The sequence below is a fragment of the Rhodanobacter sp. OR92 genome (genome assembly GCF_000427545.1).
Taxonomy (GTDB): domain Bacteria; phylum Pseudomonadota; class Gammaproteobacteria; order Xanthomonadales; family Rhodanobacteraceae; genus Rhodanobacter; species Rhodanobacter denitrificans.
The window spans coordinates 52361-64204 of record NZ_KE386558.1 but is presented as its reverse complement, the minus strand read 5'-3'; the positions used below and the strand labels follow the sequence as shown (position 1 = coordinate 64204).

The following is an 11844-nucleotide window of genomic DNA, read 5'->3' as shown; positions in this document are numbered from 1 at the left end:
CAAGGTTCTGTCCGATGACTATCGCGTCCCTGACGCGCCGGGGCCGATGTTTTTCTCCAGGAAAGCCTGCAGCCGGTTGTAGAACTCGATGGTGTTCTTCTCGTCGTAGAAGCCGTGGCCCTCGCCCGGCTTGCTCAGCCACTCGTACGGCTTGTGCGCGGCGTCGAGCGCGGCGCGCATCGCCTTGGCCTGCGCGAACGGCGCACGCTTGTCGTCTTCGCCGTGGACCAGCAGCACCGGTACGTCGATCTTGTCGGCCAGCTTGTCGGGCGAGTTGGCGTCGAGGTCGGCGTCGTCCTTGCCGATGACCGTGTTCAGGTAGCTGCGGCCTGACTTGCTTTCGCGGACATCGCCTTTCTTGTACATCATCTTCAGGTCGTAGATGCCGGCGTAGCCCACCGCGCACTTGAACAGGCCCGGCGCACGGATCGTGGTCATCATCGCCGAGTAGCCGCCGAAGCTGCCGCCGTAGACGCAGATGCGCTGCGGGTCGGCATACTTCTCAGCGATCGCCCACTTCACGCCGTCGATCAGGTCCTGCTGGATGCGGGTGCCCCATTTCAGGTAACCGGCCTCCTTGAAGTCCTCACCGCGGCCGCTGGATCCGCGGTAATTCACCTGCAGCACGAGATAGCCACGACTGGCGAGGAACTGGGCGCCGTTGTCGTAAGACCAGTCGTCCTGCACGCCGATCGGGCCACCGTGCGGCAGCAGGATCATTGGCAGGTTGGTCTGGCTGGCGCCCTTCGGAATCGTCAGGATCGCTTCCAGCTCCATGCCGTCGCTGGCCTTGAAGTGCAGCGGACGACGCTCGGCCATCCTGGCTGGATCGATCCACGGCGCCGTGGCGAACAGCTTGAGCACCTTGTAGTGGTGCGTATCGATCAGGTAGTAGGTTCCCGGATCGCGGTCACTGCTGACCTCGAACAGCACCTTGCCGCCATCCTCGCTGGAGTCGATGAAGTGGACGTAGTCGCCGGGGAATTTCAGGCTCAACGCGCGATGCAGTTTTGCCATGGGCAGGTTCGGATCGAGGTAACTGACCTTGGGCACGCCGGTGGCCGGTGCCGTGGCGAACGGCTGGTACGGCCAAGCCGTCCATTCGATATCGCCGATGCTGCTGAAGCCGTCGCTGGCGAGCACCTTGCGGTTGTCGCCGTTCTCGTCCTGTGCCACCAGCACAGTCGGACCGCCGCCAGCGTTGTACTCGGCGTAGATCCCTTGTTTGTCCGGGGTGAAAAAGATCGGTGTGAAGCTGCCGCCAACCTGGGCGGGTGTCATCTTGGCCCAGCCTGCTGCCTGCTGCTGGTAGACGACGTAGTCGTAGTTGTCGTTGCGCCCGTAAGCAAAGTGGGCCTTGCCATCGGCACCGACCATGAAACTCATGCCGCCGACGCTGATCTGGCCGATCAGATGACGGGTGTTCTTGCCTGCGTCAACGTCGTACAGCGTGCTGGTACCGGTGTTCTCCCAACTCTGCGTGCTCATGTAGAAGTGGCCATTGGCTGGCAGTGGCTTGCTTTCGACGAAGCCCCATCCCCGATCGGTGCCACGCGTGGCGGCACGCGAGCCGTACCTCAGGCTGTCGCGGCCGTAGAGATAGTCCTGATTCCTGCCGTCCAGATCGGTGGCGATGACTTCACCGGTCAGGAAAGGCTTGTCGATCGAGCCGTACATCTTGCCTTTGTCCACTACCAGCCGGGTATTGCTGACCCAGGTGATATCGGCGGCAATCTCGTATTTCGGCAGGCGCAGCATGCTCACCGGCTGCTTCATGTCGTCCACCTTGTAGACGGCCAGCATGTGCGAATCGCCACCGGGGTCATTCATGTTCACGGCGAGGTACTGCCCATTCGGCGAGAGCCGCGGCATCGTCAACAGCGGGTGACGCGCGAAGTCCTCCACCGGTACCAGATCGGCCGCTACGGCCGCGGCGGGCAACAACAGACAGGCAGCGGACAGCATGGTCCGCGCAAGACAGCAAGACATCGGTTTTCTCCCCTGAAGCTCCATGCAATAAGTCCGGCCGCCTGGAGCAAGGTGGTCGGGCTGGATGCGGACATCCCCCGGCGGGGCGGATGCGCGATCCTCGTCCAAACTCCCCAGTGCGGACGATCAGCGGGGATTCTAGTGGTTGCGAAAGCCGTGACGGAAGAGGCCGCCGCCCGTTCCGGCGTCCCGCTACACTTGACCTTTGCCTGTCAGCGCGGTCGCCATGTCCCAGCCTTACGTCGTCGATTTCGATCCCGTCGCCTTCCACCTCGGCCCGATCCAGGTGCACTGGTACGGCCTGATGTACCTGCTCGGCTTTTTCTTCGTGGCGGTGCTGGGCGAATACCGTCGACGGCAGGGGCGCCTGCCGGTCAGCCGCGATGCGCTGGGCGACCTGCTGTTCTACGGCATGCTCGGCGTGATCGTGGGCGGGCGTGTGTGGTACATGCTGTTCTACGTCGACATCGACTGGATCTGGACCGCGCCGCAGACCCTGTTCAAGGTGTGGGATGGCGGCATGAGCTTCCACGGCGGCCTGCTCGGCGTGCTGGCCGCGGGCTGGTGGTGGTCGCGCAAGCAGAAGCTGCACTTCTTCGACACCATCGACTTCGTGGCGCCGCTGGTGCCGCTCGGGCTGGGCCTGGGCCGGCTCGGCAACTTCATCAATGGCGAGCTGTGGGGCAAGCCCAGCGACGTGTCGTGGGCGATGATCTTTCCGCAGGCGCCGGACCGGCTGCCGCGGCATCCCTCGCAGCTGTACGAGATGCTGCTGGAGGGCGTGCTGATGTTCGTGGTGCTGTGGCTGGTCTCGCTGAAGCCGCGGCCGCGTTACCTCGTATCCGGCCTGTTTGCGCTGCTGTACGGCTGCTTTCGCTTCGCGGTGGAGTTCGTGCGCGTGCCCGATGCGCAGCTCGGTTACCTGTTCGGTACCCAGTGGGTGACGATGGGACAGATGCAGTCGCTGCCGCTGATCGCAGTCGGGCTGGTACTGCTGGCGATGTCGCGTCGCGCACCCACGCTGCCGCTGGCTGCGCGCGGCTGAGTTCTTCGTAGGAGCCCGCTCGCGGGCGATGCTCTTCTCGCTATACATCGAAAGCATCGCCCGCAGGCGGGCTCCTACAACGCCGGGCGGTCAGAAGTTGCGGTCGCCGCCGAGGATGTCGCCCAGGCCGCCGAGAATCGATCCTTCGCCGCGGCGCTGGCCACCGCCCTGCGGCGCCGCCGCCAGCATGCGCCCGGCCATGCGCGAGAACGGCAGCGACTGCAGCCACACCGTGCCCGGCCCGGTCAGCGTGGCCAGGAACACGCCTTCGCCGCCGAACAACATGCTCTTGATGCCGCCGACGGGCTTCACGTCCATGCTCACCGTGTCGTGGAAGGCGACCACGCAGCCGGTGTCCACGTCCAGCCGCTCGCCGGCCTTCAGCTCACGCTGCACCACGGTGCCGCCGGCGTGCACGAACACCCAGCCGTCGCCTTCGAGCTTCTGCATGATGAAGCCCTCGCCGCCGAACAGGCCGGTGAGGATCTTGCGCTGGAAGAAGATGCCCAGCTGCACGCCGCGCGCGCCGGCCAGGAACGCATCCTTCTGGCAGATCAGCCGGCCGCCGTGGTCGGACAGCTTCATCGCCATCACCGTGCCGGGGTAGGGCGCGGCGAACGCCACCTTGGCCTTGCCACTGCCAGCGTGGGTGAACACCGTGGTGAACAGGCTCTCGCCGGTGATCACGCGCTTGCCGGCGGAGAGCAGCTTGTCCATCAGGCCGCCGCCGCTCTGGCCGCCGCTGGAGCCGTCGCCGAATACGGTGTCCATCTGCACCGCGGCTTCCTTGTACATCAGCGCGCCAGCCTCGGCGATCGCGCTTTCGCCGGGGTCCAGCTCGATCTCGACGAACTGCATGTCGGTGCCGACGATGCGGTAGTCGATCTCGTCGGCGCGGCCGCCACCCATCGCCGGCGGGATCGGCGGCGGCGCCAGCGGCGTGCCGCCGAATTCGGCCACGCTGCGGATCGGCTTCCATTCGGTGAAACCTTCGCGCCAGCAATAGCCGTCCGGCTGGCGCTGTGCCTGCGCCCGCGCCGCGGCGTCGTCGAGCGGGCCGATCCGGTCGGTGTTCTTGCCGTAACTGAAAAACCACTGCGCCATGGTTCATCTCCTGCTGGAAAGGCCCGAGTCTAGGCCGGGAAAGTGCGCTGCGGGAGTGACCGTTGTCATGCCCCACGGGCTAGAATCCTCCGATGCGCGCCTATCTCGACCTGCTCCGCCACGTCCTCGACCACGGCACCGAAAAGACCGACCGCACCGGCACCGGCACGAAGAGCGTGTTCGGCTGGCAGATGCGCTTCGACCTCAACGAAGGCTTTCCGCTGGTCACCACCAAGAAGCTGCACGTGAAGTCGATCGTGCACGAGCTGATCTGGTTCCTGGGCGGCGACACCAACATCGCCTACCTGAAAGAACACGGCGTACGCATCTGGGACGAGTGGGCCGATGCGAACGGCGAGCTTGGCCCGGTCTACGGCCGGCAGTGGCGCGCGTGGCCCACCGCCGACGGCGGTGCGGTCGATCAGATCGCCTGGGTGGTCGAGGAGATCCGGCGCAACCCGGACTCGCGGCGGCTGATCGTCAGTGCCTGGAACGTGGGCGAGTTGCCGAAGATGGCGCTGATGCCCTGTCACACCATGTTCCAGTTCTACGTGGCGGACGGAAAACTCAGCTGCCAGCTGTACCAGCGCTCCGGCGACATCTTCCTCGGCGTGCCGTTCAACATCGCCAGCTACGCGCTGCTCACCCACCTGATCGCGCAAGTCTGCGGCCTGGGCGTGGGCGACTTCGTGCACACGCTGGGCGATGCCCACCTGTACAACAACCACCGCGAACAGGCGCGCCTGCAGCTGACCCGCGAGCCGTTGCCGCTGCCGCGGCTGCAGCTCGATCCCGCGGTGCGCTCGGTCTTCGATTTCCGCTATGAGGACATCGCGATCGAGGGCTATCAGTCGCATCCGGCGATCAAGGCCGCCGTGGCCGTGTAGCCGCGGCGCAGGAATCTGCGAGGCCGGCATCTCGGCGTTGCCGCCTGTTAAGATCGGGCGTCATCGGCGGCGCCGCTCGCGGGCGCCGGCCGTCCCACTGACCATCCAGCCTTCCAAGGATTTGCCATGGCCATTTCGCTGATTGCCGCACTCGACGAAAACTTCGCGATCGGCCGCAAGGGCCAGTTGCCCTGGCACCTGCCCGATGACCTGCGCTGGTTCAAGCAGCTGACCACCGGCAAGAATGTGCTGATGGGCTACAACACCGCGCTGTCGATCGGCCGCGCGTTGCCGGACCGGGTCAACCTGGTGCTGACGCGCCGTCACGAGGCGCCGTATCCGGGGCAGATCACCGTGCGCTCGATCGAGGAGGCGCAGGCGCGTTGCGACAACACCGGCCTGATCGTGATCGGCGGCAGCATGGTGTTCGCCGAAGCGCTGCCGCGCGCGCGCCGCATGTACCTCACCTGGGTGGCCGCTGCGATCGACGGCGCCGACGCGTTCTTCCCCGGCGTGCACTTCAGCGAGTGGACCGAGGTTTCCCGCGTGCACCACAAGGCCGATGCAGAGCACGCCTACGACTTCGACATGGTCGAATACCTGCGCAGCGCCTGATGCCTGCTTCCGTGTCGTGCGCGGTCATGCACGTGATGGCCGGGCTGCTGCTGGATGCCGACGGCCGCGTGCTGCTGGCGCAGCGTCCGCCCGGCAAGCATCTGGCCGGGCTGTGGGAGTTTCCCGGCGGCAAGCGCGAACCGGGCGAGGCGCCGGTGGCGGCGCTGGCGCGCGAACTGCGCGAGGAGCTGGGCGTCACGCTGCAACACGCCGAACCGCTGGTCGCACTGCCATGGAACTATGGCGAGCGTGAGCTGCTGCTCGATGCCTGGCGGGTCGATGCGTGGGCCGGCGAGCCGCGCCCGCTGGAAGGGCAGACGTTGCAATGGCAGTTCCCCAGCCTGGTGGACATGGCGATCCTCACCCCGGCGGATCGGCCGGTCCTGCAAGCCCTGCTCGACATGCGCGACACCTGACCCTGTAGGAGCCCGCTCGCGGGCGATGCTCTTGCTCTTGCTCCTGCTTTCGCGAGTCCCGAATCCTGAATCCCGGCTTTCAACAGACGAACGTCTGGTCATCCCGGCCTTCAAAGCATCGCCCGCGAGCGGGCTCCTACCGGGCGGGCGCCAGGGCCAGGTAGCGTCGGTGCAGGTCGGCGACGGCCTGGTCCAGCGCACTTTCGTCGCCGCTGTTCTCGATCACGTCATCGGCCACGGCCAGGCGCTCGGCGCGGCTGGCCTGGTGCGCCAGCATGCGGCTGGCGAGGGTTTCGTCGATGCCGTCGCGCTCGATCAGGCGCGCGAGCTGCACCGCTTCGGGAGCGTCGATCAGCAGCACGCGGTCGACCCAGCGATAGTGCTCGATGTTCTCGGCCAGCAGCGGAATCGCCAGCAGGCAATACGGCCCGCGTTCGGCCAGCGCGCGCTCGTGCAGCCATTGGCGCACGCGCGGGTGGATGATGGCTTCCAGCGTTTTTCGTGCCGTCGGGTCGGCGAATACGTGACGGCGCATCGCCGCGCGATCCAGCCGGCCCGCATCGTCCAGCACCCCGGCGCCGAACGCGTCGACTACCGCAGCCAGCCCCGACGTGCCCGGCTCGATCACCTCGCGGGCGGCCACGTCGGCGTCGTGCACATGCACGCCCAGCGCCTCGAAGCGCCGCGTCACCGCCGTCTTGCCGGCGGCCACGCCACCGGTCAGGGCAATCACCAGCGCGCGTGGCCGCGCGTTCACCGCAGGCCGGTCAGTTGCATGTAACCCTGCAGCAGGTCCGCGCCGGCCACGAACCAGACCCAGCCGGCGGCGGCGATGAACGGGCCGAACGGCATCGGAATCTCGCGCTCATGCTTGCGCAGCGCGATCAGGGTGCCGCCGACCAGCGCGCCGATCAGCGACGACAGCAGGATGACCGGCAGCAGCGCCACCGGCCCCATCCATGCGCCCAGCGCGGCGAGCAGCTTGAAATCGCCATGGCCCATGCCTTCCTTGCCGGTGAGCAGCTTGAACGCCCAGTACACGCTCCACAGGCTGAGGTAGCCGATCGCGGCGGCCAGGATCGACGCCGGCGCGGTGACGAACATCGGCAGCAGCGACAGCAGCAGGCCCAGCCACAGCAGCGGCAGGGTGAGCTGGTCGGGCAACAACTGGGTGCGGAAGTCGATGCCGGACAGCGCGATCAGCGTCCAGGTCAGCGCCAGCCCCGCCAGCGCCGCCCATGACGGCCCGAATTTCCACACGATCACCGCGCTCAGCACGCCGCTGAGCAGTTCCACCAACGGGTACTGGATCGAAATCTCCGCCCGGCAGTAGCGGCAGCGCCCGCGCAGCAGCAGCCAGCCAAGCAGCGGAATGTTGTCCAGCGCTGACAACGGGTGCTTGCAGTGCGGGCAATGCGACGGCTCGCGCACGATACCCGGCGGCAGCGGCACGGCGTCAGCCTGGAGCTCCAGCACATCCCACGCCTCCTGCCGCCACGCTGCCGCCATGCGCGCTGGCAGGCGCAGGATCACCACGTTGAGAAAGCTGCCCACCAGCAGGCCGAGCACACCGGCCAGGGCGATCCACAGGGCAAGGGGAAGTTCGGGCATGCGTCGGCCTTGCTCTAAAGCCCCTCTCCCGTCGGGAGAGGGGTGGGGGTGGGGGAGAGGGTGCGGTGCCGAGCGAAATTCAAGATCGCCTCAAGCACTGCTCCGGTTTCCTGCAATACCTGATTGTCCCAGAATCTCAGCACAAACAGGCCCTGGCGCTGCAGTGCCTGTGTACGGATCGAGTCGCTTTGCTCATCGTGCTGTGAACCGTCCAGCTCGATGACCAACTTGAGCTCATCGCAGTAAAAGTCCGCGACGTAGGGCGGCATGGGATGTTGGCGGCGGAACTTGAGTCCATCCAGGCGCCGGGCACGCAGGTGGTACCACAGCTCGTGCTCTGCGTCGGTGCCGGAGGTTCGCAGCGACTTCGCCGTATTGAGCGTGTGCGTGGGTAGCGGTGGCTTGGGGTTCATCGCTCGATCGTACCCTCTCCCCCACCCCTCTCCCGAGGGGAGAGGGGCTCCAAAGCAGGTGCGGGTTTTCTGAAAGCCCCTCTCCCTTAGGGAGAGGGTGCGGGGTTGCCGCGATGCTCGATTCCCCAAGCATCAGCAACGTCAGGAATCAGAACGTGCCGGCGAGCTTGAAGATCGGCAGGTACAGCGCGATCACCATGCCGCCGACCAGGGTGCCCAGCACCACCATGATGATCGGTTCGAGCAGGGTGGACAGGGTGTCGACGGCGTTGCTGACTTCCTCCTCGTAGAACTCGGCAACCTTGAACAACATGTTGTCCAGCGAGCCGGATTCTTCGCCGATCGCGGTCATCTGCACCACCATGTTCGGGAACAGGTTGGTCTGTTTCATCGCCAGCTGCAGCTGGTGGCCGACCGAGATGTCCTCGCGCATCTGCTTCACGGCATCGCCGTAGACCACGCTGCCGGTGGCGCCGGCCACCGCGTCCAGCGCCTCGACCAGCGGCACGCCGGCGCGGAACGTCACGCCCAGGGTGCGGGCGAAGCGGGCGATCGCCGAGTTGCGCACGATGTTGCCCATCACCGGCATCTTCAGCGCCATGCGGTCGAGGAAGTGGGCGAACTTCACCGAGCGCTTCTTGGCGACGACCAGCGCGACCACGCCGCCCACGGTCACGCCGACCACCAACAGCCAGTAGCTCTGCATGAACTCCGAGGCACTGACCAGCAACTGGGTCGGCGCCGGCAGCTGCGCGCCGGCATCCTGGAAGGTCTTGGCGAACACCGGCACCACGAACAACAGCATGATCAGGCAGACCAGGAACACCACCACCAGCACCATCATCGGGTAGAACAGCGCCTTCTTGATCTTCTTCTTGATCGCTTCCGTGCGCTCCTTGTAGGTGGCCACGGTGTCCAGCACGGTATCCAGCACGCCGGAGGTCTCGCCGGCGTGCACCAGGTTGCAATACAGCTCGTCGAACTGCACCGGGTAGCGCGCCAGCGCCTCGTGCAGCGCCGCGCCGCCCTCGATGTTCTGCTTCACGTCGAGCAGGATGTTCTTGAAACGGATGTTCTTCTGGCCGTCGGCGATGATGTCGAAGGACTGCACCATCGGCACGCCGGAGGCCATCATGGTGGCGATCTGGCGGCTGAACACGGCCACGTCGCCCGGCTTGACCGTGCTGCCGGTGGCGCCGAACAGCGGCTTGGCGCGCTCGCGCACGGTCTGCGGGTTCATGCCCTGGCGGCGCAGTTCGGCCTTGACCAGCGAGGCGTTCTTCGCCGGCATGTCGCCTTTCATGCGCTTGCCGCGCTTGTCCAGCGCCACCCACTCGTAGGTGGTCAGCTTGCTGACTTCGGCGCGCTGGGCCCCGAGCTCGCGCGCCTTGTTGATGTTCGTTGCGGTAGCCGTGGCCATGCGCATCTTCCCCCAGTGGACCAGTCCCGGAGCCGCCCTATGCGGGCGGCAGACAGTATTTGTGCAGCTTATGCCATTTTTGCGGCGTCAAACCGTGGCGTCGGACGCAAGTTCGGTGCAAAAGGGATCCCATATCCGCCGCTCATTCCTTGGTGACGCGGTCGATCTCGGTCAGGCTGGTCAGCCCCTGCTTCACCTTCAGCAGGGCCGACGCGCGCAGGTCGTTGATGCCGGCGGCCTTGGCCACCTCGGCGATCTGCAGCGCGTTGCCGCCTTGCAGAATGATCTTCTGGATATCCTCCAGCATCGGCATCACCTGGTAGATGCCGACACGGCCCTTGTAGCCCTCGTTGCAGCCGTCGCAGCCGCCGGCTTCATAGATGGTCAGCCCCGCGTCGATGTCGGCCTGGGTGAAGCCGGCGTCCAGCAGCACCTTGGGCGGCAGCTCGATCGGCTTCTTGCAGTCGTGCAGGCGCCGCGCCAGGCGCTGGGCGATGATCAGGGTCACCGACGAGGTGATGTTGTACGGCGCGATGCCCATGTTCATCAGGCGCGAGATGGTCTGCGCCGCGTCGTTGGTGTGCAGGGTGGACAGCACCATGTGACCGGTCTGCGCCGCCTTGATCGCGATCTCGGCGGTCTCCAGGTCGCGGATCTCGCCGACCATGATCACGTCCGGGTCCTGGCGCAGGAACGAGCGCAGCGCGCTGGCAAAGGTCATGCCGCGCTTCACGTTCTGCTGCACCTGGTTGATGCCCTCGACGCGGATTTCCACCGGGTCTTCCACCGTCGAGATGTTGCGCTCGGCGGTGTTGAGCATGTTCAGGCCGGTGTACAGCGACACCGTCTTGCCCGAGCCGGTGGGGCCGGTGACCAGCACCATGCCGTACGGCTTATGGATCGCATCGACGTAGAGCTTCTGCTGGTTCGGCTCGTAGCCCAGCTTCTCGATGCCGATCCTGGCCGAGGAGCCGTCCAGGATGCGCAGCACGATCTTCTCGCCGAACAGCGTCGGCAGCGTGCTCACGCGAAAGTCGACCGCGCGGGTCTTGGACAGGTTGAGCTTGATGCGGCCGTCCTGCGGCACGCGCTTCTCGGCGATGTCCAGCTGGGCCATCACCTTGATGCGCGAGGAGATGCGGTTGGCCATCTTCATCGGCGGGTTGGCCACCGCCTTCAGCATGCCGTCCATGCGCAGGCGCACGCGGTACTGCGTCTCGAACGGCTCGAAATGGATGTCCGAGGCGCCGCGGCGGATCGCGTCGACCAGGATCTTGTTGACGAACTTCACCACCGGCGCGTCGTCGTTCGCGTTCGCATCGACGCCGCTGCTCGACTCGCCCTCGTCGTCGCCGCCCTCGATGTCCAGCTCGTCCAGCTCGCCCCCGCCCATCTCGGGCATGGTGTTGCGCATGTTGTTGAGCAGGGTTTCGATCACTCGCTGCAGCGAGCCACGCTCCACCAGGATCGGCTCCACCATGCAGTTGGAGTGGAACTTGATCTCGTCCAGCGCATGCGACTGCATCGGGTCGGCGATGCCCACGTACAGCCGCTTGCCGCGGCGGAACAGCGGCAGCGCCTGGTGCTTGGTGATCAGCGCCTCGCTGATCAGGTCCAGCGGCATCGTGGCCGGGTTCAGCGCGGCCACGTCCATCATCGGCATGCCGAATTCGGCCGAGGCGATCCGGGTCAGTTCGGCGCTGTCGACCAGGCTGCGGTCCAGCAGCCAGGCGCCCAGCGTGGCCTTCTGCTGGCTGCTGTCGGCCATGGCCTTGCGTACCACGTCCTCCGGCATCACGCCTTCGGAGACCAACCGGCGGGCCATGCCGGACAAGCCCGCAAGCGACGGCTGTAATTGAGATGACATAACCTACTCGACCTTGCCCCTGTATGTTGTTGAATCTACCGCAGTCCGGCGCGCAGGTCACCCATCGTTGGTGGGCAGGGCCGCACAGGTTGACGCAGTGCGCAAACCCACCTCGCGGGCCCGCTTGCCGTATCGGTCAAGACATCCCGCACGGCCCCTCTCCGTTTGAGCCAGGGACACCAAGCCGGGCCCTCCCTGCGCAGGAACCCCATATCCGGTCCCTCCCCCTGCGTGCAGGAACCCCATATCCGGTCCCTCCCCCTGCGTGCAGGAACTCCATATCTGGTCCCTCCCCCTGCTTGCAGGAACTCCATATCTGGTCCCTCCCCCTGCTTGCAGGGGGAGGCCAGGAGGGGGTAAAGCTCTTGATCTCTCGTCCGGACGCAACCCCACCAACCCTCCCCAGCGACCATGGGAAGTCCTTTGAAGGGCGAGCAGGGGAGGAAGCAGCGGGTAGAGCGAGCGCTGCCCGCCGCT

11 protein-coding genes are annotated in these 11844 nt (G+C 66.1%); 4 read left to right on the top strand and 7 right to left on the bottom strand.

Annotated elements, in window-relative coordinates; all coding sequences use genetic code 11:
- Positions 1 to 18: 18 nt before the first annotated feature.
- Positions 19 to 1989, bottom strand: a complete 1971-nt coding sequence (locus RHOOR92_RS0116565; protein ID WP_027490759.1) for a S9 family peptidase — start codon at positions 1987 to 1989, stop codon at positions 19 to 21.
- Between the two features lie 226 nt (positions 1990 to 2215).
- On the opposite strand from RHOOR92_RS0116565, the gene lgt reads away from it, so the two are divergent.
- Complete coding sequence (gene lgt / locus RHOOR92_RS0116560; protein ID WP_027490758.1) at positions 2216 to 3034, top strand: prolipoprotein diacylglyceryl transferase; 819 nt, start codon at positions 2216 to 2218, stop codon at positions 3032 to 3034.
- 90 nt (positions 3035 to 3124) lie between these two features.
- Here the strand turns inward: lgt and RHOOR92_RS0116555 are convergent, their stop codons facing one another.
- Positions 3125 to 4138, bottom strand: coding sequence for a TIGR00266 family protein (locus RHOOR92_RS0116555; RefSeq protein ID WP_027490757.1), 1014 nt, complete (start codon positions 4136 to 4138; stop codon positions 3125 to 3127).
- A 92-nt stretch (positions 4139 to 4230) separates the two neighbouring features.
- Between RHOOR92_RS0116555 and RHOOR92_RS0116550 the strand changes: the two genes are divergently transcribed.
- From RHOOR92_RS0116550 to RHOOR92_RS0116540, 3 genes are all read left to right on the top strand, one after another.
- Complete coding sequence (locus RHOOR92_RS0116550) at positions 4231 to 5025, top strand: thymidylate synthase (protein ID WP_027490756.1); 795 nt, start codon at positions 4231 to 4233, stop codon at positions 5023 to 5025.
- 126 nt (positions 5026 to 5151) lie between these two features.
- The gene (locus RHOOR92_RS0116545; protein WP_015447031.1) at positions 5152 to 5640 is read left to right on the top strand and encodes a dihydrofolate reductase; all 489 of its coding nucleotides are present in this window, start codon (positions 5152 to 5154) and stop codon (positions 5638 to 5640) included.
- On the top strand, positions 5640 to 6056 hold the full coding sequence (locus RHOOR92_RS0116540; RefSeq protein ID WP_027490755.1) for an NUDIX domain-containing protein: 417 nt from the start codon (positions 5640 to 5642) through the stop codon (positions 6054 to 6056). The genes RHOOR92_RS0116545 and RHOOR92_RS0116540 overlap by 1 nt, the downstream gene beginning before the upstream one ends.
- 136 nt (positions 6057 to 6192) lie before the next feature.
- Here RHOOR92_RS0116540 and coaE read toward each other — a convergent pair whose 3' ends face one another.
- The 5 genes from coaE to pilB all read right to left on the bottom strand — a co-directional run bounded on the left by coaE (position 6193) and on the right by pilB (position 11367).
- Positions 6193 to 6813: a dephospho-CoA kinase gene (coaE, locus tag RHOOR92_RS0116535; protein WP_027490754.1), complete on the bottom strand. Its 621-nt coding sequence runs from the start codon at positions 6811 to 6813 to the stop codon at positions 6193 to 6195.
- The gene (locus tag RHOOR92_RS0116530; protein ID WP_027490753.1) at positions 6810 to 7667 is read right to left on the bottom strand and encodes an A24 family peptidase; all 858 of its coding nucleotides are present in this window, start codon (positions 7665 to 7667) and stop codon (positions 6810 to 6812) included. Before RHOOR92_RS0116530 ends, coaE begins: the two co-directional genes overlap by 4 nt.
- A 14-nt stretch (positions 7668 to 7681) precedes the next feature.
- Positions 7682 to 8080: an endonuclease domain-containing protein gene (locus RHOOR92_RS0116525; protein WP_008438584.1), complete on the bottom strand. Its 399-nt coding sequence runs from the start codon at positions 8078 to 8080 to the stop codon at positions 7682 to 7684.
- Positions 8081 to 8228: 148 nt separating this feature from the next.
- A complete protein-coding gene (locus tag RHOOR92_RS0116520; RefSeq protein ID WP_027490752.1) occupies positions 8229 to 9500 on the bottom strand; it encodes a type II secretion system F family protein in 1272 nt (423 codons plus the stop codon).
- 142 nt (positions 9501 to 9642) lie between these two features.
- Positions 9643 to 11367: a type IV-A pilus assembly ATPase PilB gene (gene pilB / locus RHOOR92_RS0116515; RefSeq protein WP_027490751.1), complete on the bottom strand. Its 1725-nt coding sequence runs from the start codon at positions 11365 to 11367 to the stop codon at positions 9643 to 9645.
- Positions 11368 to 11844 lie beyond the last annotated feature (477 nt).